29 protein-coding genes are annotated in these 22,495 nt (G+C 41.3%); 19 read left to right on the forward strand and 10 right to left on the reverse strand.

Annotation, left to right across the window (positions count from 1 at the left end; all coding sequences use genetic code 11):
* Window positions 1-574 precede the first annotated feature (574 nt).
* The gene (locus tag CSV76_RS16220) at window positions 575-1,732 is read left to right on the forward strand and encodes a competence protein CoiA (protein WP_158232841.1); all 1,158 of its coding nucleotides are present in this window, start codon (window positions 575-577) and stop codon (window positions 1,730-1,732) included.
* 49 nt (window positions 1,733-1,781) lie between these two features.
* Window positions 1,782-3,599 (forward strand): oligoendopeptidase F, encoded by a 1,818-nt coding sequence (gene pepF, locus CSV76_RS16225; protein ID WP_099626233.1) that lies wholly within the window; start codon window positions 1,782-1,784, stop codon window positions 3,597-3,599.
* A gap of 269 nt (window positions 3,600-3,868) precedes the next feature.
* Here the strand turns inward: pepF and CSV76_RS16230 are convergent, their stop codons facing one another.
* From CSV76_RS16230 to CSV76_RS16240, 3 genes are all read right to left on the reverse strand, one after another.
* Window positions 3,869-4,693, reverse strand: a complete 825-nt coding sequence (locus tag CSV76_RS16230; RefSeq protein ID WP_085428463.1) for a DsbA family protein — start codon at window positions 4,691-4,693, stop codon at window positions 3,869-3,871.
* Complete coding sequence (locus tag CSV76_RS16235; RefSeq protein WP_085428464.1) at window positions 4,690-5,082, reverse strand: globin domain-containing protein; 393 nt, start codon at window positions 5,080-5,082, stop codon at window positions 4,690-4,692. Before CSV76_RS16235 ends, CSV76_RS16230 begins: the two co-directional genes overlap by 4 nt.
* A 327-nt stretch (window positions 5,083-5,409) precedes the next feature.
* Window positions 5,410-6,069, reverse strand: coding sequence for a lytic transglycosylase domain-containing protein (locus CSV76_RS16240; protein ID WP_085428465.1), 660 nt, complete (start codon window positions 6,067-6,069; stop codon window positions 5,410-5,412).
* A gap of 159 nt (window positions 6,070-6,228) precedes the next feature.
* Between CSV76_RS16240 and CSV76_RS16245 the strand changes: the two genes are divergently transcribed.
* The 5 genes from CSV76_RS16245 (at window position 6,229) to CSV76_RS16265 (ending at window position 10,369) form a co-directional block, all read left to right on the forward strand.
* The gene (locus CSV76_RS16245; protein WP_233204525.1) at window positions 6,229-6,612 is read left to right on the forward strand and encodes a UPF0738 family protein; all 384 of its coding nucleotides are present in this window, start codon (window positions 6,229-6,231) and stop codon (window positions 6,610-6,612) included.
* Window positions 6,613-6,654: 42 nt separating this feature from the next.
* On the forward strand, window positions 6,655-7,488 hold the full coding sequence (locus tag CSV76_RS16250; RefSeq protein WP_099626239.1) for an NAD kinase: 834 nt from the start codon (window positions 6,655-6,657) through the stop codon (window positions 7,486-7,488).
* A complete protein-coding gene (locus CSV76_RS16255) occupies window positions 7,457-8,428 on the forward strand; it encodes an RluA family pseudouridine synthase (protein ID WP_233204523.1) in 972 nt (323 codons plus the stop codon). Before CSV76_RS16250 ends, CSV76_RS16255 begins: the two co-directional genes overlap by 32 nt.
* 71 nt (window positions 8,429-8,499) lie before the next feature.
* Complete coding sequence (mgtE, locus tag CSV76_RS16260) at window positions 8,500-9,876, forward strand: magnesium transporter (protein WP_085428467.1); 1,377 nt, start codon at window positions 8,500-8,502, stop codon at window positions 9,874-9,876.
* Between the two features lie 76 nt (window positions 9,877-9,952).
* Window positions 9,953-10,369: a hypothetical protein gene (locus CSV76_RS16265; RefSeq protein ID WP_099626235.1), complete on the forward strand. Its 417-nt coding sequence runs from the start codon at window positions 9,953-9,955 to the stop codon at window positions 10,367-10,369.
* 222 nt (window positions 10,370-10,591) lie between these two features.
* Here the strand turns inward: CSV76_RS16265 and CSV76_RS16270 are convergent, their stop codons facing one another.
* Window positions 10,592-11,167 (reverse strand): CotY/CotZ family spore coat protein, encoded by a 576-nt coding sequence (locus tag CSV76_RS16270; RefSeq protein WP_099626236.1) that lies wholly within the window; start codon window positions 11,165-11,167, stop codon window positions 10,592-10,594.
* A gap of 128 nt (window positions 11,168-11,295) precedes the next feature.
* Here CSV76_RS16270 and CSV76_RS16275 point away from each other — a divergent pair, with 128 nt between their 5' ends.
* From CSV76_RS16275 to CSV76_RS16305, 7 genes are all read left to right on the forward strand, one after another.
* Window positions 11,296-11,688: a hypothetical protein gene (locus tag CSV76_RS16275; protein WP_099626237.1), complete on the forward strand. Its 393-nt coding sequence runs from the start codon at window positions 11,296-11,298 to the stop codon at window positions 11,686-11,688.
* On the forward strand, window positions 11,688-12,143 hold the full coding sequence (spoVAC, locus tag CSV76_RS16280; protein WP_085428471.1) for a stage V sporulation protein AC: 456 nt from the start codon (window positions 11,688-11,690) through the stop codon (window positions 12,141-12,143). The genes CSV76_RS16275 and spoVAC overlap by 1 nt, the downstream gene beginning before the upstream one ends.
* Entirely contained in the window at window positions 12,137-13,156 is a 1,020-nt protein-coding gene (locus CSV76_RS16285; protein ID WP_085428472.1) for a beta-ketoacyl-[acyl-carrier-protein] synthase family protein, read from the forward strand. Before spoVAC ends, CSV76_RS16285 begins: the two co-directional genes overlap by 7 nt.
* Window positions 13,153-13,515, forward strand: a complete 363-nt coding sequence (spoVAE, locus tag CSV76_RS16290; protein WP_085428473.1) for a stage V sporulation protein AE — start codon at window positions 13,153-13,155, stop codon at window positions 13,513-13,515. The genes CSV76_RS16285 and spoVAE overlap by 4 nt, the downstream gene beginning before the upstream one ends.
* A gap of 71 nt (window positions 13,516-13,586) precedes the next feature.
* Window positions 13,587-13,721, forward strand: coding sequence for a YjcZ family sporulation protein (locus tag CSV76_RS17915; protein ID WP_085428474.1), 135 nt, complete (start codon window positions 13,587-13,589; stop codon window positions 13,719-13,721).
* A gap of 15 nt (window positions 13,722-13,736) precedes the next feature.
* A complete protein-coding gene (locus CSV76_RS16300; RefSeq protein ID WP_085428475.1) occupies window positions 13,737-13,991 on the forward strand; it encodes a stage VI sporulation protein F in 255 nt (84 codons plus the stop codon).
* An 84-nt stretch (window positions 13,992-14,075) separates the two neighbouring features.
* Window positions 14,076-14,384, forward strand: coding sequence for a hypothetical protein (locus CSV76_RS16305; protein WP_085428476.1), 309 nt, complete (start codon window positions 14,076-14,078; stop codon window positions 14,382-14,384).
* Window positions 14,385-14,446: 62 nt separating this feature from the next.
* On the opposite strand, the gene CSV76_RS16310 is transcribed toward CSV76_RS16305, so the two are convergent.
* The 3 genes from CSV76_RS16310 to CSV76_RS16320 form a co-directional block, all read right to left on the reverse strand.
* Complete coding sequence (locus tag CSV76_RS16310) at window positions 14,447-14,902, reverse strand: GNAT family N-acetyltransferase (protein ID WP_233204524.1); 456 nt, start codon at window positions 14,900-14,902, stop codon at window positions 14,447-14,449.
* Window positions 14,892-15,407, reverse strand: coding sequence for a YjcG family protein (locus tag CSV76_RS16315; protein ID WP_085428478.1), 516 nt, complete (start codon window positions 15,405-15,407; stop codon window positions 14,892-14,894). The genes CSV76_RS16310 and CSV76_RS16315 overlap by 11 nt, the downstream gene beginning before the upstream one ends.
* An 88-nt stretch (window positions 15,408-15,495) precedes the next feature.
* A complete protein-coding gene (locus tag CSV76_RS16320) occupies window positions 15,496-16,218 on the reverse strand; it encodes an alpha/beta hydrolase (protein ID WP_099626238.1) in 723 nt (240 codons plus the stop codon).
* Window positions 16,219-16,326: 108 nt separating this feature from the next.
* Here CSV76_RS16320 and CSV76_RS16325 point away from each other — a divergent pair, with 108 nt between their 5' ends.
* Complete coding sequence (locus tag CSV76_RS16325) at window positions 16,327-16,881, forward strand: phosphatidylglycerophosphatase A family protein (RefSeq protein ID WP_085428480.1); 555 nt, start codon at window positions 16,327-16,329, stop codon at window positions 16,879-16,881.
* Between the two features lie 49 nt (window positions 16,882-16,930).
* On the opposite strand, the gene CSV76_RS16330 is transcribed toward CSV76_RS16325, so the two are convergent.
* From CSV76_RS16330 to CSV76_RS17920, 3 genes are all read right to left on the reverse strand, one after another.
* Window positions 16,931-17,143, reverse strand: a complete 213-nt coding sequence (locus CSV76_RS16330; RefSeq protein WP_085428481.1) for a hypothetical protein — start codon at window positions 17,141-17,143, stop codon at window positions 16,931-16,933.
* Between the two features lie 97 nt (window positions 17,144-17,240).
* The gene (locus CSV76_RS17455) at window positions 17,241-17,411 is read right to left on the reverse strand and encodes a hypothetical protein (protein WP_158232842.1); all 171 of its coding nucleotides are present in this window, start codon (window positions 17,409-17,411) and stop codon (window positions 17,241-17,243) included.
* A gap of 138 nt (window positions 17,412-17,549) precedes the next feature.
* Window positions 17,550-17,681, reverse strand: coding sequence for a hypothetical protein (locus CSV76_RS17920; RefSeq protein WP_255406958.1), 132 nt, complete (start codon window positions 17,679-17,681; stop codon window positions 17,550-17,552).
* 329 nt (window positions 17,682-18,010) lie between these two features.
* Here CSV76_RS17920 and CSV76_RS16335 point away from each other — a divergent pair, with 329 nt between their 5' ends.
* The 4 genes from CSV76_RS16335 (at window position 18,011) to CSV76_RS17630 (ending at window position 22,241) form a co-directional block, all read left to right on the forward strand.
* Window positions 18,011-19,012, forward strand: coding sequence for a TAXI family TRAP transporter solute-binding subunit (locus CSV76_RS16335; RefSeq protein WP_085428483.1), 1,002 nt, complete (start codon window positions 18,011-18,013; stop codon window positions 19,010-19,012).
* 144 nt (window positions 19,013-19,156) lie between these two features.
* Entirely contained in the window at window positions 19,157-19,681 is a 525-nt protein-coding gene (locus CSV76_RS16340; RefSeq protein WP_158232588.1) for a DUF1850 domain-containing protein, read from the forward strand.
* On the forward strand, window positions 19,671-21,707 hold the full coding sequence (locus CSV76_RS16345) for a TRAP transporter permease (protein WP_085428485.1): 2,037 nt from the start codon (window positions 19,671-19,673) through the stop codon (window positions 21,705-21,707). The genes CSV76_RS16340 and CSV76_RS16345 overlap by 11 nt, the downstream gene beginning before the upstream one ends.
* A gap of 384 nt (window positions 21,708-22,091) precedes the next feature.
* On the forward strand, window positions 22,092-22,241 hold the full coding sequence (locus CSV76_RS17630; protein ID WP_199173084.1) for a hypothetical protein: 150 nt from the start codon (window positions 22,092-22,094) through the stop codon (window positions 22,239-22,241).
* The last annotated feature ends 254 nt before the right edge of the window (window positions 22,242-22,495 follow it).

Consider the following 22,495-nt stretch of genomic DNA (forward strand, 5'->3'; position numbering starts at 1 on the left):
CCACCGCTAGTTGGCTCATGGCTGGAGGCAATCCCCCACGTGCCTGCGCGAGTCCAAAGCATGACCCTCACTACTTTCAATGAACAAGCCAATCTCGAGCAACGACCTAATCTATCTCCTAATGACTTAGCTAAGACAGAAGAATCGTACCACCCAGTCACTGGTTTTCATCTTCTATAAACCACAAACAAACTTGCTAACCCCACGTGCCTGCGCAAGTCCAAAAAGCAGACCCTCACTATCTTCAGTCCCCGATAACCAGTCGAGCCACGACCCAGACAACTCCTTAATCACCAAAGCTTTTGAAAGTAAGCCATCACACCAATCAGAACCACAAACTAGTTGATAGGCGTGGAAGGCGGCGACTCCCGATGGATCAGCTCGAAAGGAGAGACAACCAAGAGGGAGCTTGCGACCTGGTTGGCTCACCGAGAGCCCATGGGAAAGCGTCCGCCTGGAACGCCTATCAACGGTATCCACACGTCTACCAGCCGCGCTATATTCAAATCAAAAAACTTCCCCTTGCCAAACAATCAGAAAATTCGTATCATGTAAGAGAAGGAGTGTGAAGGCCTTGTTAACAGCTCTTACAAGCCAAGGGAAGCAAGTCGTGCTAACACGGCAGACATCTCTTGACAGCTTACGAGAGTGGCGTAAAACCGAAACCTTTCATTGTCCACAATGCAAAGAACAAGTACTCCTGAAAGTCGGCGACATCATCATCCCGCACTTTGCCCACCACCAACAAACCAACTGCCGAGACAGCTTCTCAGAAGGAGAATCCCCAACCCATCTACTCGGTAAAATCCAACTCTATGAACTATTTTCACATCTGCCACTACAAACGGAAATGGAACCTTATCTGCCTGATATCCAGCAACGACCCGACCTGCTAGTCACATGGCAAAATCAGCAAGTACCCATTGAATTCCAGTGCAGCACGATTCCGATTGCACTCATCCTCGAACGCAATGCAGGTTACCATTCCATGAACATGCAACCTATTTGGATCCTATTGACCCCTCCGAAAATTCAAGACTCTTCAGCATGTGTATTGACTCATCGTTTCTCTCAATTCCAACAACACTTCATCCGTCCAATTCATTCGAGTACTAAAGAAACTCTGTCGATCCTTCTGACCTATAATCCACTGAAGCAACAATTCCACTATTTAAGTCATTTCATTCATCTTCGCGGTACATCGTTTGCGCTATGTCACTCCGTCATGCGTATCAAACATCAAACCATTCCGTTTGCTATCCCTGCCGCTCCGTCGACTACAGATATAGAAGGACTGACACGTCATTATCAAACTGCACGTCGAAAGTATCTTCGGTCGGTAATTGGGTATAATCAAAGAGGTATCCATCATCGCTTTTTGCGTGCTTGTTATGAAATGCGTGTCCAGCCGATTCAATTACCTGCATGGATTGGCGTTCCTACATTCGGGCAAGAAGCATTTAGTGAGTCCGATTGCGAATGGCAACTACTACTTATTGCAGCTATCCGACAAACGATGAGGACACCCTTTCAACCGGATCGATCTCTTCTTCGTACATTCGTAAAGACATTTGAAGGAAACTCGACATTGCAGTTGGAAGCTTGCGAACACTATATGGATTTCTTAAGAGAGCAACGCATAGATATCTACAGGCTCGATAAATTCATTGGAAGAGATTTTACACTGGATGTACTTTCAGGGAGATTTCTTGCAATGCATGCGAGGAATTGAGAAAATACAATAGAGTCAAATAACGGTAAATGCTGAAGGAGGAATTGGATTGACGAATGAAAACAAAGTATTGACGCGCGATGAGGTATTTGAAGAAGAAACTTGGCGCTTGGAGGATATATTTTCTTCTGATGAAGCATGGGATAAAGAGTACCGAAAAGTCGAAGAGATGGCTAAAGAAGCTGAAAACTATAAAGGTACGCTTGGGAACGGTGCACGTCCATTATTTGAAGCGTTAACATATCGTGATAAATTAGCAGAACGTCTCCGTAGGTTATATACGTATGCTCATTTAAAAACAGATCAAGATACGACAAATAGCTTTTATCAGGCAATGGATGGTCGAATCAGAACATTGGTCGTGAAAATCTCTACAGCATTGTCTTATTTCACACCCGAGTTGCTTTCTATCGATGAAAAGCAACTGAATGAAACGATTGAGTCACATGAAGGTTTGCGAGTATATAAGCAAGAATTCAAGGAATTGAATGCAGAACGTGCTCACATCTTGTCTTCGGAACAAGAAGAATTAATTGCGCAGTTGTCTGAAGTGACAGGGAAGTCTTCTGAAACATTCAGCATGTTAAACAATGCGGATTTGACTTTCGGAATGGTCAAAGACGAAAACGGTAATGATGTTCAATTGACACATGGTCGTTATTCACAATTTCTTGAAAGTAAAGATCCGAAAGTGCGGGAAGCGGCATTTAAAGAAATGTATTCAAGATATGGTGAATTCAAAAATACATTTGCTTCTACGTTAAGTGGTAACGTAAAAGGTCATAATGTCAGCGCAAGAATTCGGAATTATAGTTCGGCAAGAGCAGCAGCTTTGTCAAATAACCATATTCCAGAGCAAGTATATGAAAATCTCTTATCTACAATCAATAAAAACCTAGGTTTATTGCATCGCTATGTTGCCTTGCGTAAGAAGGTGTTGAAACTAGATGAGCTGCATATGTGGGATATCTACACGCCGTTAGTTGAGGACACGGAGATGAAGTACACATACGAGCAAGCAAAAGAAACGATGCTCGAGAGCTTCCATCCGCTTGGCGAAGGGTATAAAGCCGTTGTAAAAGAAGGTCTTGATAATCGCTGGGTCGATGTTCGTGAAAACAAAGGGAAGCGTTCAGGAGCCTATTCATCTGGCACGTATGGAACAAACCCATACATCTTGATGAACTGGCAAGATAACGTAAGCAACCTGTTTACACTTGCTCATGAATTCGGTCACAGTGTACACAGTTATTACTCCCGTGAAAATCAACCATTCATTTATAGTGGCTATTCCATATTTGTAGCAGAAGTAGCATCAACTGTAAATGAAGCGCTGTTGAATGACCACTTACTGAAAGTGACGACTGATGAAGATCAACGAATCTATTTATTGAACTATTGGCTCGATGGATTCCGTGCAACAGTGTTCCGTCAGACGATGTTTGCGGAATTTGAGCATTTGATTCATAAGCTGGATCAAGAAGGGGTACCACTGACGGCTGAAAAATTAACAGAAGAATACTACGCGTTAAATGAAAAGTATTATGGGGACGCTATTATTAGCGATGAAGAAATAGGTATGGAGTGGGCACGTATTCCTCACTTCTATATGAATTACTATGTCTATCAATACGCAACAGGATATAGCGCAGCTGTTGCACTCAGCAAGCAGATTCTTGAAGAAGGTGAGCCAGCAGTAGAACGGTATATTACGAATTTCCTGAAGGCTGGATCATCTGATTATCCGATTGAAGTCCTCAAAAAGGCGGGTGTCGATATGACATCTGAAAAGCCGATTGAAGAAGCGTGTAGAGTATTTGAAGAACGATTGAACGAGTTAGAACAGTTATTGGAAAAGAGAGGGTAATATTTTCCTGCATGTTTCGACAGACACTTGCGAAAATCATGACATATGGATGAAAGCTGTTAGTATTTGTTGAAGTCATTTGTCATTTATGATATGGTGTAAATGTGGAATAAATCACATACCAAACATACACCCCTTTTGTTTGAACGTGAACATTTCTCCCATTCCCTTTGAAAGAGAGCATTCACTCCCCCCAGGAGCGGATGCTCTTTTCTTTTTGTCTACATAAAAAGCCGAAGCTCCAAATAGGGCTTCGGCTAGTATAAGGGCTATTTAATTAAAGAACAGTTAGGTTGTTTTTTACGCCATAATGTACGTTCTGGTACACAAACTCTTTCAATTTCCTGTTTGAGTATCCGTTTCTTCAATTCGCGGTCAGCTTCTTTTTCGGTCATGTGACACATTTCCGCGATTTCTTTAGTCGTAAGCAGATCGAAGCGATTGAATAACGAATCCATGGAAGGTGGCATGTCAGGAAGGAGTTGTCCTCCGACAAGCTCTTCTAGAATCTGTTCATAAATCGAATAGTCGTAGAGACCACCCACTTTTAATCCTTCATCTTCAATATTACTATTGAAGAAAACGAAGGTTGGCGCCTCGTCCACTTCCATTTCATTACCTAAATACATATCGACTTGCAATGCGCGCAGTGTCTCTTCTGAAGTGAAGTCTGTTATAAACTCATCCACATCTAGATTAATACGTGCGGCAATTTCCACAAGTACTGAAAACGAAGCAACATCCCGCTTTTTCAAAAAGGAATACTCAAGCAAGGATGATAAATAACGGAATCCAGCACGTTTACCTTGAAACTCAGCGGCTTTAACCGCGATGCTAGGAAAACAAGGATTAGACCGTTTGGTTGTCTTGGCATCCTTAGGGTCAAGTAGAGACGGTACATTCAATTTTGTCATGGGAGTCTTCAACGCGATGCGTAACGTGAAATAGTGATCGTATTCGACTTGCAATTTACGTAGCAATGGTTGAAGTGACCAACAATCCTTGCAATAAGGATCTAAAAATACATAGAGTTCAATGGGCTTTACTGAAGCAGAGTAGTGTAACGTATCATCGATTACTGTTAGATAGTTCACTGATCTTCCTCCTCGTTCCTATTTACCATATGGTTGGCTGTTAAGACAAGGCGTTTATAGTAGACTTCCCGAAGTGGACCCTCCAGTCCTACGTCATCCATCGCTTCCGCCATGCAAGCTAGCCATGCTTCTGCGCGTGTAGGTGTTATAGGGAAAGGGTTATGTCGAGCCTTCATCATAGGATGACCGTGTTCTTCTGTGAACAGGTTCGGGCCGCCTAGATATTGAGTCTGAAATTGTTTTTGTTTCCGGGCAGTTTCTGTCAAATCATCAGGGAATATTGGTATGAGGTCTGGGTGAACAGCCACTTTTTCATAAAATGTATCAATCAGTTCGTGTAGTTTCTTCTCGCCGATCTCCTCATAAGGGATGACAGGTTTTCGAGTCATTGCATTCACACCCCTTCGTTCATCTGTGTCTTTATTCTATCAATGAACGAATTTCTATACAAATAAAAGAACTTATTTTGTTTGTTGTTATATTACAGATTGAATATTCAGAGACTGAGAAACATTGAGAAAAGCAACTGGAAGGACAGTAGTGACGTGAGGAAAACAATTGATCGACGCTCTAGGCGGACGCTTTTCCGGAAGGCTCGCGGTAAGCTAACCATGTCGCGGAGCTCCCCTTAAGTTGGCTGATCCTCTCGGAGCCTTGCGATTACGATCAACTGGATAGTTGTACGTAAACATTATGACGCGTTGATATGGAAAATGTTAGACCATTGAGTGATAGTTGTTCATGACTTTTTTTACGTAATTTTGTGTTTCTTTGAACGGGGGGATGCCTCCGTATTTTTTTACGTTCCCCGGACCTGCGTTGTAGGCTGCTAGTGCCATTTCATTTGAGCCGAATTGGTTAAGCATTTTGCGCAGGTATTTGGCTCCGCCCATGATGTTTTGCTGAGGATCCATTGGGTTGGATACACCAAGATATTTGGCTGTGCCTGGCATTAGTTGCATGAGACCGGCTGCGCCTGCATGGCTTTTTGCGTTACTTTTGAAGTTGGACTCTTGCTTGATGACGGCGGCAATCAGTTTTTCGGGTAGTTGGTATTTGTCTGCTGCTTGTTTGATAATGTCTGCGTATTGATTGTTGGTTCCAGGTGCAGACGTAGTGGCAGGTACAGCGGCAACAGTTTCAACTGGGCTTGTGGAAAAGTTGAATGAAGTAGCGCTTGTGCCTTGGCTGAGTAGTTGCTCGGCTTGATTTGCGAGTTCTGGACTCATATTATTTCCCGCCATCAATTGCGTCAACATCATTTGGAATTCATTGGAGCCGGTAGATGAATTGCTACTGAAGGACTGAACCGCTCCAAGAGTTTGTAAGGTATTTATTTCTAGGAGCAACCGAGTGTTACGTGGGTCAAGATTCATTCTTTTTCCCCCTATATTTTTCAAGTAGTATATGGATTGATTTATTATATCTATTATACCAACTTTCTTACCATAATGCACAATAACAAAATGCAACTGTGAGTGGCATATGGTAGACTAAACGTAAAGACTTATATTAAGGAAGTGGATGTCTTGGATATGAAAAATGAAATCATTGAAACACGTAAGAACGGTAATGTAGTTCACTTTATATTGAATCCTGAGGCAGAGTGGCCGTTAGGTTCTCCAGCGGGGAAAATGTTGACAGACACGGATCGACAATCGTTCGTTTATATCTTCGATCACGATGCTGGCTATCGCTATGCGTATTTCCCAAAAGATAGTTGGAACGGGTTAGTGGATATGCTGTTACAACAAGCAGAGCCTGTGCTGATTTGGCAAGATGAGAAAATACCATTAACAGGTGCTGCAGAAGAAATGCAGGCGCTTATTTTCAATATTGAAGGAAATGATAATTACGGCGAGGAATTCAGTACAGCTGTCGAAGATATCTTCAAGCCGGTGCTGGAAAAGGTGAATTGATATATGGCAAAAGAATTTCACAAAAAGAATGGAAGTGACGTAATGAAATTCACAATTCAATCGCGGAATGATGAGATCTCCAATAAACTAATGAAAGAAGCTCGCGTGTATTTACGCGATTTTGGTTTGAAATATGATGAGGAAGAACCGGATATTGTATTGTCTATTGGTGGTGACGGTACGTTATTGCATGCTTTCCATAAATATATACATCGCTTGGATAAAACTTCTTTTGTTGGAATTCATACAGGTCACTTAGGGTTTTATGCAGATTGGAAACCTTCCGAGATAGAAAAGTTGGTTATTCTAATCGCTAGACAAGAATACGAAGTGATTGAGTATCCATTGATTGAAGTGACGATCAATTATCGACATTCTGAAAAAAGCGCATCGTATTTAGCGTTGAATGAATCCACAGTAAAATCACCTGAAGTCACTTTGGTGATGGACGTTGAGTTAAACGGAGAACACTTCGAACGCTTTAGAGGAGACGGACTTTGCATGTCGACGCCATCCGGATCAACTGCTTACAGTAAATCACTTGGCGGTGCCATAATTCATCCTTCGTTACCATCTATGCAACTGACAGAAATGGCTTCGATTAACAATCGCGTATTCCGTACGGTAGGTTCACCACTTATTTTACCGGATCACCATATTTGTACATTGACACCTGTAAAAGGACCGGATTTCATGGTAACTGTCGATCATTTACAGCTTCTTCATAAAGATGTTAAATCCATTGAGTACAAAGTATCCAATGAAAAAATGGGCTTTGCACGCTTCCGTCCATTCCCATTCTGGAAACGTGTTGAAGAGTCATTTATAGCGAGTGATTTAATCTATGAACGAGAAGATGATGAAAAGAAAAATTAACACACCATTTCAATTACAATTTGTTGCGAAGAAAAGTGGATTACTTCGCGAGTTTTTGGCGCAACATGAAATTTCCAAAACAACATTGACGGCTATTAAATATCGTGGCGGAGAGATCTTGGTGAATGGCCAGCCTCAAAACGTGCGATATAAGCTTCAGATAGATGATCAGATAACGGTCTCGTTTCCTCCTGAGCAAATAAGTGACGGATTGACTCCGCAAGATGGAGTATTATCTATTTTATATGAAGATGAAACCCTTCTGATTCTCGATAAGCCAGCTGGACAGAGCACAATACCTTCCCGCAATCATCCTACTGGAACGCTTGCGAATTTTGTCTGTGGAAAATTTCTGAGAGAAGGCATTCTATCTACAGCCCATATGGTGACACGCCTTGATACCGATACATCAGGTATTATTTGTGTGGCGAAAAACCGTCATATTCATCATGTATTGAGCCAACAAATGGCACAAGATCTATTTCGACGACAATATACGGCATTCGCAGAAGGTATAATCACTCCATCATTTTTGACAATCGAACAACCGATTGGAAGAAAAGAGGGGAGTATTATTGAAAGAATTGTCCGGGAAGATGGCCAGTATTCGAAAACGGATGTGTCAGTAAGTGCGCATTATCGAAATGAAGCGAACCATTTCTCCATTATAGACTTGACATTGCATACGGGACGTACGCATCAGATCCGTGTGCATCTGCAATGGCTAGGTCATCCACTTGTAGGAGATGATTTATATGGTGCGGATCAAGAGATGTTCCCGCGCCAAGCATTGCATTGCTCACGTGTCAGTTTTCTTCATCCGATCACGAAAGAGAGAATGCATTTTACTAGTTCACTGCCCGAAGATATGCAATACTATTTACGGCAAAGTCAACAAGTGTGCGAATACTCTAAGCAACAACTCTCTTATATAAAATAATATGTGCAATATAATGGAACTTAATGGTATGTTTTAGCGTACGGTAAGTGCAGAAGGGAAGGTGTGAAATCATGACTACTCAACCAGAACAAATAAAAAGTGAAGTCGTTTTGGATGAAGATAAGTTGCGTAGATTGCTGAGCAACGAAGATATCCATTCGTTTAGACAAGAATATCTAGTGCTTCATCCATACGATCGAGCAATTTTTTATGAAGAAGTTGGTGCAGAACTTCGGGAACTGATGTATTTTTATCTATCACCAAAAGAACTTGCGGAGATATTCGAAACAAGTGAAATTGAGGAAGATGAATACGAAGAGTTCCTTGAGGAGATGGACGCGACATATGCCGCAGAGATGATTTCATACATGTTTGTGGATAATGCGGTAGATGTCCTGAAAGAACTTGATAAAAAGAAAGTCGTCAGCTATTTAACGTTGATGGATAAAGAAGCTGCTATACAAATTAAAGCATTACTGCATTATGAAGAATACACAGCCGGTTCGATCATGACAACAGAATTCGTCACGGTATCCGAGAATTCTACAGTACGTTCGGCTATGACAATATTGCGAAGTGAAGCACCGAGCGCTGAGACCATTTACTATATTTTCGTTGTAGATGATTTCCAGCGTTTAACGGGTGTCGTTTCGTTGCGTGACTTGATTATTGCAGATGAAGATACATTAATTCGCTCCATTATGAGTGATCGTCTAGTGAGTGTATCTGTTTCGGACGACCAGGAAGACGTTGCCCGAACCATACAGGATTATAACTTCTTGGCTGTTCCGGTCGTCGACTTCCAACAACATATTCTAGGGATTATCACCGTCGATGATATTATCGACGTTATCGATGAAGAAGCATCGGATGACTATTCTAAACTTGCCGGTGTTTCGACAATGGATACATTTGATAAAAACCCATTCTCTGCTGCGAAAAAACGGATTCCTTGGCTACTTATTTTATTAGTGCTTGGAATGTTGACAGCGAACTTAATAGATTTATTTACTGAGACGATTTCTAAAGTTGCTTTATTAGCCGCATTTATCCCTTTGATCGCCGGTACTGCCGGAAACAGTGGAACACAGTCTCTTGCTGTTGCGGTTCGAGGTATTGCTACACGTGACATTGAAGATGAAAGTAAGATCAAGTTGCTGATACGTGAAGCAGGAACTGGAATTATTACGGGTGTCATTTGTGCAATATTCGTCGTTCTATTAATCTTCATTTGGAAGCATGAATTAGTTATCGCTTTACTAGTAGGAGCAGCGATGTTGGTGTCTATTTTCGTTGCGACTATTTCAGGATCATTTATTCCATTATTCATGCATAAACTCAAAGTGGACCCGGCTGTTGCCTCAGGACCATTTATTACAACACTTAACGACGTCATCAGTGTCGTTATCTATCTAGGCCTAGCGACAGTATTCCTAAGTTCATTATGAACTAGGAATACTGTTTTTTTATTCTGGAACCTTAGGCGATTAGCTCACATATGCTATCTAAAAGGAAGTGATGAAAATGCGTCATGAAAAGCCATTACTGTTTATCACGAGCCCCATCATAAGAAAATATCGGTATACGCCTATCGTGGAAGAAGAAAGCACATCTGTCTTCGAACTGGAGCATTCGAGGGTAATAGAAAGATCTGAAGTTATAGCTGCCCCTGAATTCCAATCGACAGAAGAGTTACAAGAAATACAACAAGAAAAATCTACTAACGAACCTATTCGAAAACGTTTGGAATACTTACATCACCCATTTCGCAAAGAACTATATGCGCCATTAGAAATCGTCACCGAAAAGGAAAAAATTAAAGGCAAGCTTCACGATCTAGAAGATGAAATGGTATGGATCAAGACAAACGAAGAGATCACATCAGTTCGCATTGAAGAAATCTTAGATATCCTTTGGAAACAGCAATCATTCACTATTTAATTCTTAATACAAAAAGGCGAACCTGCTAAATGGGTTCGCCTTTTTGTTTGCTATTGCACTATCTTTCTATATTGAAAAACGACACTAGTTGAACGTAAGTGGAAAGCGTCCACCTGGAATATCGATCAACGGTGTCCTCACGTCTTTCAATTTCTATCGTGAAACCAAAAAAAGACGAACCCTATTGAATAGGGTTCGCCAATTAGCATTGCAAGCAATAAATCAAGCCTCATCGCAGAAATCGATAAACACATCATCGATACATTGAACACCGCAGAAACAATTTAAATCCACAGTCAAGCACGTATTCGTAGGTCCGAAACCATTCACCTTACAAATCTTCTCAAAACAGATTTTTCCGTCTGTAGTAATATCAAACGGCTTTCCGTTATATAAAGGCTGCAACACTTGAATGGTAGCACAGCACGAATCAAACACCGTCTGCACGCGGAAGAATACAGAAACGCAGCTCGTATGATGGTAAGATGACGGGTTGTGATTACCCATAGTTTCTTCTTTAGTCATCTTAGGATACGGCTTATGCTTATTACCACCTCTGAACACTGCCTTGAAATAATCCCCATTACCCGTCAATAAACTGAATACGCGTGTGTTGACGCGGCCTCTAACCGGGCTGACTAAACTGCCAAGCGGCGCCATGAAGCAATCCGTATCACACTCTACACAATCCACTTCCGGACTCGTATTCTGGACGCGTTGGATAAAGCGCACTACTTCACAAATACAATTTGACTTATGACAGCCACCATGTTTGCTGTCCTTCTTTTCACATCCCACTACTGTCCACCTCCTGTTTGTCGTTCTCTATACTCTATGCATGGGTAATCGACATGACAGGGCGCTTTCCTCATTATGCATAAATCCGACATAAAAGTTACATGCTAGACAGAAGGGAGGCGTTGCATTTGAAGAAACTGAGTATCTTGTTAATTATTCTTGGTCTACTTACTGGTTGTAGTGAAAAGGGAACCTATATTAAAAATACAACTTCGCAGGATGAGCATTCAGTAGAGAAAGTCATCATGAGTAATGAACATGTGAAGCTAGCAAAGGTACTGCTATTTGAGGATGAATTACTGGCAGGAATTCGTGTCAATACGTTTTCCCGATTTAAAAAGAAAAAAATCGCTACGGATATTCAGAAGAAATTGGAAAAGGAGTATCCTGACATGAAAATTACGGTGTCGGCAGATAGTAAAATTCTGATGGAAACGGAGAAGTTGATCCGTAAAAAAGGTGAAAATGATTATCGAAAGAAAATCGATAAAATCAAATCAATCGAAAAGGAGCAAACCTAATGCAACAAGAAAAGTATGCCCAAATAGAGAAAGAGTTATCACCTAAACCTCCTATTTTGAAAAATGTAATTAAAGCTTTCTTGACAGGGGGTTTGATTTGTTTGATTGGACAGTTCATTGCACTCTTTTATATTACGTATTTTGACTTTACGGAACGCACAGCGAGTAATCCGACGGTTGCTACGATGATTTTCATTGCGATGTTATTAACTGGTTTCGGATTATATAAAAAGATTTCGCAGTTTGGTGGAGCGGGAGCGGCGGTGCCAATTACCGGCTTTGGCAACGCGGTCGTATCGGCGGCAATTGAACATAAATCAGAAGGATATGTATTAGGCGTAGGCGGTAACATGTTTAAACTAGCAGGATCTGTTATTTTATTCGGTGTTTTTTCGGCATTTGTAGTAGCTCTGATTAAAACTATACTAGTGAAGTTTGGAGTGGTCTCATGGTAAAGCGGGGAGTGCTAACCTTTCAGTCCAAGCCAAGCATTTACGCAACAGGTGTAACAGCGGGTCCATTGGAAAAAAAGAAAAGTGTGTTTGCGCAGCAATTCGATAAAGTATATGAAGATGAGCGTTGTGATTTGCCGACAAACGAAGACGGTCATAAGCAGTTAATGTATGACGCTGTGTTGATCGCACTTAGTAAAGCGAAGAAACAGCCAGAGAAAGTTGATTTCTTCTTAACGGGTGATTTGGTTAATCAGATGACCCCATCTAATTTTGCAGCCCAAGCACTAGCTATTCCATATATCGGTCTGTTTTCTGCATGCGCTACTTCTGTCTCTTCTATGATCACTGCGGCATTACTCGCGGATGCTAAGCAAGCAAACTGGATCATAGCAGGATCTTCTAGTCAACATAACGCAATTGAAAGACAGTTTCGATATCCACTAGAGTATGGTTCGCAAAAAGGAGCAACTGCACAATGGACCGTCACGGCGGCTGGTGCAGTATTAATCGGACAACATAAACAAGGAACTCCCGTTATTAACTGCGCTACTGTAGGTAAAGTGATAGACATGGGGATGACGGATCCACTCAATATGGGATCTGCGATGGCCCCAGCTGCTAGTGATACATTGATGAATCATTTAACGGGACATGATCGGACAATCGATGACTATGACACGATCATAACTGGAGATTTAGGAAGTAATGGGTTTAATATATTTAAAGCGTTAGCAAATGAAAATGGTTTACCACATACGAAAAACTTTCGGGATGCCGGAGAAGAGTTTTATGGAAATGATCCGTCCTTCAAAGCGGGAGCAAGTGGATCTGGTTGTTCGGCAGCCGTATTTCTTTCCGATGTCTATCAAAAATTGCTGACGGGAGAGTATAAGCGGGTTTTATTATTGGCAACTGGTGCTTTGCTATCTCCTTTGTCATTTCAACAAGGGGATACGATTCCATGTATTGCGCACGCGATTGAACTGTCAATGGATGAGGTGATGGCAGAATGATATCTATATACATCACATCATTTATAGTAGGTGGCTTGATTTGTGTCATTGGACAATTATTAATGGATGTTGCCAAATTAACGCCTGCTCATACATTGGTTTCATTGGTAGTGACAGGTTCGGTGTTGGACGGTATTGGTTGGTATGAACCACTTATTGATTTTGCCGGTGCAGGCGCAACGATTCCTATTACTTCATTCGGTAATGCATTGACACATGGTGCCATGGTGGAAGCAGAGAAACATGGTCTGGTCGGTGTAGTAACTGGAATGTTCGAAGTGACAAGTTCAGGAATCAGTGCAGCGATCATTTTCGGACTAATCGGTGCATTGCTCTTTACTTCAAAAGGAAATGTCTAAATTACTTAAACGCCCTCTCCAATTCATTCTTCTCTGCATATAGTAGAGAAGATAGGAAGGAGGGGTTTTTCATGTACGGATGTTATCCATCACAAGGTGGTTACGGATACGGCGGAGGATGCGGTGTGAATTATGGCGGTTCTTCATTCGTCTTGATTGTAGTTCTGTTTATTTTATTGATTATTGTAGGCAGAAGCTATTTCTAAGGAGGAGAACTGACTATGAACGATTCATTTTTTAAAAAAATAGAATCCAAAACCGGTGTTCCAATGGAAGAAGTCTTTGCGTTAGCGAATGCAATTCAATATGCAGATTTCAAAGATGAAAACCAAGTACGAAAAATCATTCGAAAAGTGAGCCAAGTGGCAAATAAAGACGTGCCACAAGCAGTAGAAGATGAATTGGTCCATTCCATCGTAAAAAGTGGTAGAGGACTAAATCTGAACGATATTTCACAAATGCTTGGCGGAAAATAAATAAACATTCAAAAATAGGTTTAGATTAGTTGCTTAGCGGATATACTACAAGTGATAATACATGAAAAAAAGGAGGTGCACATCATGGGATACATTCTACCAATACAAAATTACCAAGCACAACAATATGCAGAACGTATGAACAATGATCGTCATAATTTTGCGTATATCGGGCGAGTGAGTCCTGTGCGTCTGGCAAATGAGGAGTCGAGTTATTGGGAAGACGTTCTAGAAGATGAAAACAGACGTCGTGAAGAGCAGATGAAGCAAAGAAAAAAACGTGCACCTCAACCTTTAGTAAAAAATGGATTTATTGCTCCGAATCCGGCCCAGTTCTCACCTGAGATTGCAGATGTAGTAGGTAAAGGTCAAGCGATTAACGCATATGTCTAAAACAAATAAAATAACCCTAACTGCTTATTACAAGCAGTTAGGGTTATTTTATTTGTCTAGCATCATGTAGTCCGCAAATCTTTCTCCATAGCACGATGAGGTATATCTGCATCCATGAATTCAGGAGAAGTGACCACATAGCCTAGTTTCTCATAGAATGGCACAGCATAAGACTGGGCATTCAAAAGAAGTTTCTTCATAGATTTATTTCTCGCATGTTCTTCTAAAGCATTCATAATTAGATTACCAAGGTGTTTTCCACGATGTTCCGGCAATATGCAAATTCTTTCTGCTTTCGCATGTGCATTGACCAGACCCCTCATACGACCGGCGCCAATTGGCTGATCTGCTTCATCGTAGGCGACGAAGTGGATGGCATCTTGATCGTATTCGTCTAACTCAAGGATTAGAGGGACGCCTTGCTCTTCCACAAATACTTTCTGGCGGACTGCATAAGCATCCTGGCGACCCTTTTCATCTGTGACGATTTTCACTGTGATCTGCAAATTATGACTCACGATCAAGACGGAATGTTTCGTACACTGTCCACGATCCGTCATCTAGTTGATAAAGCATGTGAATACGGTCGATGACTTCCGAATGGTCAACACCTACCATTTTCATTTGGTTTATCACATCGTCATGTTCACCGGAACTCAATTTTTGTGCAATTGTAATATGCGGAACAAAAGCATAGTTGTTTTCATCGTGGTAGAAATTCACATTTAAATCCTTATGCAAAGCAAGAAGTTCATCGTTTGGTACAACTTTAAAGTAAATCGTATTCGTAGTCGGTGCGAATGAACCGACCTTTGTAACGTTCAATTCAAAAGGATGGTTCTTGATGGTAATTTCTCTTAACGCTTTTGCTACTTCTTCAATTTCCTTATCATTTGCTTCGAACGGATCTTTCAGCGTCATATGAGGTGTAATCAACGCGTAATGTGGATCATATCTCTTTCGATAACCATTTGCTAAGTCCTGAAGCTTTTTTGAAGGGAATGCAACAATACCATATTTCATTTAAGATTGCCTCCTTGTAAATTGATTGAATTTTAGGTACATCTATTTTAGTATATCAGAAAATAGTCTGACTTGTCCTGTTCTACTACTAAAGACTATTTATTTCAATCAGCGCACGGCGAATATCTGGTTGCCATGACTTCCAAGTATGATCGCCATCCAACTCTTCGTAAAAGTAAGGAAATCTTTTTTCTTTAATAACTTTATGCAACTCTCGGTTAGGCGTCAGAAAGTCGAGTCTGCCGTCAGAAGTAGTTGGTACGTACGTTTCTTTATCACCAATTACATGGTATATAGAAAGGTTTGCTGGGCTTTGATTGGCTTGGACGGCTCCAAGTACTTGTTCATTCACAAAAGGTGAATGCAATACTACATTTCCAAAACAATTAGGATATTTTAATGCAGTCAATAATGAGATAGATGCTGCTAATGAGTCACCAACTAATGTTCTTGAGGATCCCATTTGGTATGTTGGATAGGTTTCATCAATATACTGAATTAACTCGTGTGCTAAAAAGCGGATATACGCCTTGTGTCTGTCACCTTCAGGGTGATACATACGTCTGCGTTCTTGCACCGTTTTGTATGGAATACCTACAATGATGACAGGTTCAATGATTTCTTCTTCCATTAACTCATCAACAATCCGTCCAATCCGTCCGTATTGAAAATAATCTTTCCCATCTGAGACGAGCATGACATTATGTTTGTACAAAGGGGAGTAGCGGGATGGTAAATATATCAACAATTCCATTTCTTCTTGTAGCTCATTACTATAAAAACGGATTTCTTCAATTTTTCCTGGATTCATTTTGTAGGACCTCCATAATTAATGTACACTTAGTAAATATCATACCGATAAATAACAGTGTAAAGCTAGTGAAAACTATTGCGTATGAAGAAAGAGAGGGGAAATAGTATGGATGAAGGTAAGAATATTGTTCATTCGGACGTCGTGACAGCGGCAACAAAAGACGCGCTGATCCGTCGTGGAGTTAAAATTCAAGATATCGCAAAAATTGTTTATGAATTGCAAGTACCCTATAACAAAGGCTTGTCACTCGAACAGTGTGTCGACTCGGTAGAAAGCGTTCTTCGCAAACGTGAATTGCAGCACGCGATACTGGTCGGTGTTGAATTGGACGAAATGGCTGAAAGAGGTCAGCTATCGCAACCACTTCAGCAAATCGTTGAATCAGACGAAGGCTTATTCGGAGTCGATGAAACGATTGCATTGGGTGCAGTCTACACATACGGTTCGATCGCAGTCACTACATTCGGTCACTTGGATAAGAACAAAGTGGGGATCATTAATGAGTTGGATACAAAAAAAGGAATTGGTATCCATACGTTCTTGGATGATTTAGTAGCGAGTGTGGCAGCGTGTGCGGCGTCTAGAATTGCGCACAGAACACGTGATTTACAAGAGGCTGGTCTAACGTTTAAGGATGTACAGAATGGCAAGGGTTCATAAGTAAAGTGAGGCTGTCCTAGATTAATTTCTATGGATGGTCTTTTTAATGTTAGAACTTTTTCTGATGCTTTAAAAGTGTGTAATAAACGGCATTGGGTTGTTGTTCTACTAAAGCTTTTCTTTTCCTAGTTTTTGCGGAGGTAGCGGTTTGACTGGCAAAGTAAGTGGGGCGGGCATTGGCGCCACTTCGGCGGTGGTGGATGGCTTCCGCAATGAGCCAGTCAGGAAGAGCGCCTTGCAGTCTCATTACTACGCCAACCACTGTCAGCCGCCTACGTTAGATTGGGTGTAGGGCAGTTCAGGTACTTGTCTTTCGAGTACATAGGGAAGGTGTTCGTACAAGTAAGTAGGATACGATATTAGGTAGTGGTTTTGCGAACCGTTTTCTCTTCCTTGCTTTGTGCAGAGGTAGTAGTTTGACTGGCAGTGTACGTGGGGCGGGCATTGGCGCCACTTCGGCGGTGGTGGATGGCTTCCGCAATGAGCCAGTCAGGAAGAGCGCCTGGCTGTCTCATTACTACGCCTACCACTGGCAGCCGCCTACGTTAGATTGGGTGTAGGGCACAGTTCAGGTACTTGTTTTTCTAGTATACGGAAAACTCGTTCGTACAAGTAAGTAGGATACGATGGTAGGTAGTTGTTTTTGCACCCCCTTACTCTTCCTTATTTTATGCAGAGGTAGTGGTTTGACTGGCAGTATAAGTGGGGCGATCATTGGCCCCACTTCGGCGGTGGTGGATGGCTTCCGCAATGAGCCAGACAGGAAGTGCGCCTGGCTGTCTCATTACTACGCCTACCACGTGCAGCCGCCTACGTTAGATTATGTGTAGGACACTTCAGATTTTTCTTTTGCAAGGATAGGAACTAGTACTACCCAGTCACTGGTTTTATCTCCTATAAACCACAACATGATTTGATAAGTACTCAGTAGCGCAGACCCTCACTAACTCCAGTCCCCAACAACCAGTCGAGCAACGACCCAACACCTCAACACAGTACCTCCATACTACACATCCCACCTATTTATCTATAACTACAATAAAATTTTATAAAATATTGACAAGCTAAAGCGCTTTCATGGTAGAATGGTAATGTCTATGACTACAAATAGTAAAGGGGAGATGGTCACATGAAGAAAAACTCACTTCGCCTACTGGCGCTAGTTTCCATGCTTGCACTTCTTGTACTCGCAGCTTGCGGTAACGACGAAAAAGCTGACGGCGATAAAGACGCAGACGGAAACAAAGACGAAGGTAAAACGGAACAAGACTACAAGTTCTTGAGCTTACTTACTGGGGGAACACAAGGAACTTATTATCCACTAGGTGGATCTTTTGCTGAATTCATCAGCCAAGAGACAGGAATCAAAACTACTGCTGAGGTATCTCAAGCATCTGCTGCAAACATGACAGCGCTTAAAGATGGAGATGCACACATTGCATTCGTACAAACAGACATCGCGTACTATGCTTCTAAAGGTGAAATGATGTTTGACGGAGAAGTAATCGACGAAGTATCTGCTGTTGGTTCACTTTACCCGGAAACAGTTCAATTGGTTACGTTGAAGAAAAGCAACATCAAGACATTTGAAGACTTAAAAGGTAAAAGTATTTCAATTGGAGCACCAGGATCAGGTACAGCAGCTAATGCTGAGCAACTACTTGAAATTCACGGTTTAGCTCTAAGCGATATCAAAGCACAAAACTTAGACTTCGGTGAGTCTCAAGAGAGTCTACAAGCTGGACAAATCGACGCTGCATTCATTACAGCTGGAACTCCAACAGGTGCTGTTGAAGGTCTTAACGCTACTTCTGATGTTTTCATTGTTCCAGTAGAAGACGCAAAAGCTGACGAATTAATCGAGAAATATCCATACTATGCAAAAGAAATGATCCCTGCTGGAACATATGGTTCTGAAGTAGAAACACCTGCAGTATCAGTAGGTGCAATGCTTGTTATGCAGAACGATATTTCTGAAGAACTTGGTTACCAGATCACAAAGGCAATTTATGAAAACGCTTCAAAAATTCAACATGCTAAAGGTGCTTTGATTAAAGCAGAAAACGGTTTGAATGGTATTGGTATTCCTGTACACCCAGGTGCACAGAAGTACTTTGACGAAGTGAACTAATAAACTGAATTAGTTATCTGATAGAAGCATGGGGACGGTGAAGCGAGAGCTTTGTCCGTCCCATTCTTAATTTTTTAAAGAAATTTGCAAAATTCATACACTATTATGCCTATTGCATGTAATGTAACAGAGAGGATTAAGTGGATGAAAACACGAAAGATTGTTCTTCTGCTGACGTTTCTAATAGGAATTGTAATGCTGGTCGTATTGTTTTATCCATACAGACAAATGATCGTACTTGAAGAGGTTCGGAGCGAACAGCCAAAAGCGTATTATCTTCCATTACATAAGGATCGAAATTTTCAAGTGAACTATATTCACTCGATTCACTTGTCTAATGTGAAGGAGCAATATCGCATTACCGACGACGGAAAGCTCCGTTTCGAATTTATGCAGTATGAAGACGTAGCCATCGGATTGCCAGGTTACGCAGAAGAAGGCGAAACACTGCATGTGGAAGATGGTGTTTATACGCTTACATTCGAAAAACGCGTGATAGATTCGTTTGTTCTCTATGTGGGTAGGGTGAATGCAGATCTGTCTTTGCGATATGAGCAACAAGAGTATCATCTAAAAGAATTCCTTGAAAAGGGTCATTCTTATGAATTTCATGTAATGAAGGTACCAAATTATAAGTTGTTGAAAGGAGTTAGATTAAATGGATCGTAATAAAGATCAGGAAAAAGACATACCCGTACTTTCAGATGAAGAAATGGGTACGCTTTCCGAACAAGAGCAACTCGAAATTCTTCAAAAGTATGACCCGGAATCCAATACACGCGATTTAAAAGGGCTACTAGGAAAAATTGTGTTTTTCGGATTGTTAGCATTTTCAATTTTTCAGTTGTATACAGCAATTGGTAAGCCATTTACGGCTCAAATCCAGCGTTCGATTCACTTAGGTTTTGCTTTATCACTTATATTCCTCATGTTCCCTGCTAGAAAGAAGATTGGTGAACGCCGTAATAAAGTACCGTTTTACGATATTATTCTATCCATATTGGCAATAGCCGTTGGTTTATACTGGCCGTTATTCATCGATGAATTAGTATTTCGTGTGGGGCGTGTATCCGATATCGATTTAATTATCGGTATTTTAGCAGTTCTACTCACACTAGAAGCAGCGAGACGTGCGGTAGGAATGCCGATTACGATCATCTCGATCGTGTTTCTCGCGTATGCGTTCTTTGGACCTTATTTCCCAGGGTTCCTTGCACATAGAGGACAAAGCGTGGAAAATCTCGTTCAATTAATGTTCTTTACAACGGACGGGATCCTCGGTACACCGATTAGTGTATCCGCCACCTTCATATTCGTCTTCCTACTGTTTGGGGCGTTTCTGGTGAAAACAGGCGTAGGTAACTACTTCAATGACTTAGCTGTAGTATTAGCAGGTCGCTTAACGGGTGGGCCGGCAAAAGTTGCGATTTTCTCAAGTGCTTTGCAAGGTACGATCTCAGGTAGTTCCGTAGCAAACGTTGTTGGATCGGGTTCATACACGATTCCGATGATGAAGAAGCTTGGCTACCGTAAAGAATTTGCGGGTGGAGTAGAGGCTGCGGCTTCTACGGGTGGACAGATTATGCCACCGATCATGGGAGCAGCAGCGTTCCTAATGGTTGAATTCATCGGTGGTGTAACGTATTGGGAAATTGCCAAAGCGGCAGCTATTCCTGCATTGTTATACTTCACAGGAATTTGGATCATGACGCATTTCGAAGCAAAGCGCGTAGGTTTGCAAGGAATGGACGCATCACAGATTCCAAATCGGAAAGAAACATTAAAAAAGATTTATTTATTGCTTCCGATCCTTGGAATTATCGTCTTCTTATTGGCGGGTATTCCTACGATGAAGGCAGCATTACTCGGTATTGTTCTTACGATTATCGTCAGTTCAATTAGCAAAGAAACGAGAATTGGATTTAGAGATATGATTGATGCATTAGTAGATGGTGCACGTACAGCATTGGCTGTTGCGGCAGCGACTGCTTGTGCAGGTATTATTGTTGGCGTCGTTGTAAAGACGGGTCTTGGGCTAAGCTTGGCAACCGGCTTGATCTCAGCAGCCGGTGGTAACGTCTTGCTTACATTAATCTTCACAATGTTTGCAGCAATTATTTTGGGGATGGGCTCTCCAACGACAGCAAACTATGTTATTACATCTACAATTGCAGCGCCTGCCATCATTACACTATTGATGCTTGATGAGCCTGTAGGGGCAGCTGTGCCGATTGTAGTGGCAGTATCAGCACACTTATTCGTATTTTACTTTGGTATCATTGCAGATATCACGCCGCCTGTTGCGTTGGCAGCCTTTGCAGCTTCAGGTATTTCTGGTGGAGATCCGATCAAGACCGGTATCACTTCTGCGAAATTGGCAATAGCCGCCTTCATCATTCCGTATATGTTCGTCTTTAATCCAGCGATGCTGATGCTCGACTCGAGTATAACGGAGATTGTATGGGTGACCTTGACGGCCATTGTAGGTATGGTCGCAATCGGTGCTGGAATCATTGGCTACTGGTACAGTAAATTGAATTGGATTATGCGAATTATAACGATTGGTACAGGTATGCTGTTGATCTATCCTGAAACTATGACTGATATCATTGGTTTGGTGTTATTCATTATCTTGCTGGCATTCCAGTGGATGGGTAACAAGAAAAATACCCCGCCTAAATTAGCGTCAAATTAAATAACTAAAAGACTTGTTAGCTCGAAATGAGCTTGCAAGTCTTTATTTTTTTGAAGAAATAGTAAATTTATTGAATTATCTCCAACGTAAACTAAAGATTCTATTAGTCTATTTGGGAGGTTTGTACTATAGTGAGTGGTGTAATTAATAGAAGACAAGTTTAGTATTTGTAAGGGTTTGCAAAACAAGTGGATGTTTTCAAACACACCATGATCGTAAAGTCAAGAAGTCAAAGGTCTATAAAATAGTCAATCGAATTTGGACTAATTACGCAGTTTTGGCAACGCTGATTATGTATATACTACATATAAGCGAATCAGTCATTGCAAACAAAATATAAAGATCGGTACAGAAACCAATCAAATCAAAAGGGAGCGAAATAATATGAATACACAAGAGACATGGTGGGAAAACGTATTTGAAGGGCACTTAGCGCATGGCTTTAACAAAGAACGTATGAGTGAGCTAGAACAAGAAGAATTTTTATATTTCGAGAATGAATCAATAGAAGAACCTATTAATCCTATGCAATAAGAGAAAGGAGAATCTTCTCTGAATAAGGTAACTAACTTCCATGAAAATCGGTAATTTTTCTGTCGTCGTAGAAAAATTGCCGATTTTTAATTTTGTTGTTTACAACAAGGATGGATAATGCTATTATAGTACTTGTGCTTGAGAGCCTAAATGGCTTGCTTCTTACACGCACATCCTAGTATTATCGATTCCGTAGCTCAGCTGGGAGAGCGCCACCTTGACAGGGTGGAGGTCGCTGGTTCGAGCCCAGTCGG

The sequence above is a fragment of the Sporosarcina sp. P17b genome (assembly GCF_002743115.1).
GTDB lineage: Bacteria > Bacillota > Bacilli > Bacillales_A > Planococcaceae > Sporosarcina > Sporosarcina ureae_C.

Excerpts from the sequence above, each read along its gene's own strand:
- CSV76_RS16235 (WP_085428464.1), bottom strand. The coding sequence starts at position 5,082 with ATGACTCGAAAACCTGTCATCCCTTATGAGGAGATCGGCGAGAAGAAA.
- CSV76_RS16240 (WP_085428465.1), bottom strand. The coding sequence starts at position 6,069 with ATGAATCTTGACCCACGTAACACTCGGTTGCTCCTAGAAATAAATACC.
- CSV76_RS16245 (WP_233204525.1), top strand. The coding sequence starts at position 6,229 with ATGAAAAATGAAATCATTGAAACACGTAAGAACGGTAATGTAGTTCAC.
- CSV76_RS16250 (WP_099626239.1), top strand. The coding sequence starts at position 6,655 with ATGAAATTCACAATTCAATCGCGGAATGATGAGATCTCCAATAAACTA.
- CSV76_RS16255 (WP_233204523.1), top strand. The coding sequence starts at position 7,457 with ATGAACGAGAAGATGATGAAAAGAAAAATTAACACACCATTTCAATTA.
- mgtE (WP_085428467.1), top strand. The coding sequence starts at position 8,500 with ATGACTACTCAACCAGAACAAATAAAAAGTGAAGTCGTTTTGGATGAA.
- CSV76_RS16265 (WP_099626235.1), top strand. The coding sequence starts at position 9,953 with ATGCGTCATGAAAAGCCATTACTGTTTATCACGAGCCCCATCATAAGA.
- spoVAC (WP_085428471.1), top strand. The coding sequence starts at position 11,688 with ATGCAACAAGAAAAGTATGCCCAAATAGAGAAAGAGTTATCACCTAAA.
- CSV76_RS16285 (WP_085428472.1), top strand. The coding sequence starts at position 12,137 with ATGGTAAAGCGGGGAGTGCTAACCTTTCAGTCCAAGCCAAGCATTTAC.
- spoVAE (WP_085428473.1), top strand. The coding sequence starts at position 13,153 with ATGATATCTATATACATCACATCATTTATAGTAGGTGGCTTGATTTGT.
- CSV76_RS17915 (WP_085428474.1), top strand. The coding sequence starts at position 13,587 with ATGTACGGATGTTATCCATCACAAGGTGGTTACGGATACGGCGGAGGA.
- CSV76_RS16300 (WP_085428475.1), top strand. The coding sequence starts at position 13,737 with ATGAACGATTCATTTTTTAAAAAAATAGAATCCAAAACCGGTGTTCCA.
- CSV76_RS16305 (WP_085428476.1), top strand. The coding sequence starts at position 14,076 with ATGGGATACATTCTACCAATACAAAATTACCAAGCACAACAATATGCA.
- CSV76_RS16315 (WP_085428478.1), bottom strand. The coding sequence starts at position 15,407 with ATGAAATATGGTATTGTTGCATTCCCTTCAAAAAAGCTTCAGGACTTA.
- CSV76_RS16320 (WP_099626238.1), bottom strand. The coding sequence starts at position 16,218 with ATGAATCCAGGAAAAATTGAAGAAATCCGTTTTTATAGTAATGAGCTA.
- CSV76_RS16325 (WP_085428480.1), top strand. The coding sequence starts at position 16,327 with ATGGATGAAGGTAAGAATATTGTTCATTCGGACGTCGTGACAGCGGCA.
- CSV76_RS16335 (WP_085428483.1), top strand. The coding sequence starts at position 18,011 with ATGAAGAAAAACTCACTTCGCCTACTGGCGCTAGTTTCCATGCTTGCA.
- CSV76_RS16340 (WP_158232588.1), top strand. The coding sequence starts at position 19,157 with ATGAAAACACGAAAGATTGTTCTTCTGCTGACGTTTCTAATAGGAATT.
- CSV76_RS16345 (WP_085428485.1), top strand. The coding sequence starts at position 19,671 with ATGGATCGTAATAAAGATCAGGAAAAAGACATACCCGTACTTTCAGAT.
- CSV76_RS17630 (WP_199173084.1), top strand. The coding sequence starts at position 22,092 with ATGAATACACAAGAGACATGGTGGGAAAACGTATTTGAAGGGCACTTA.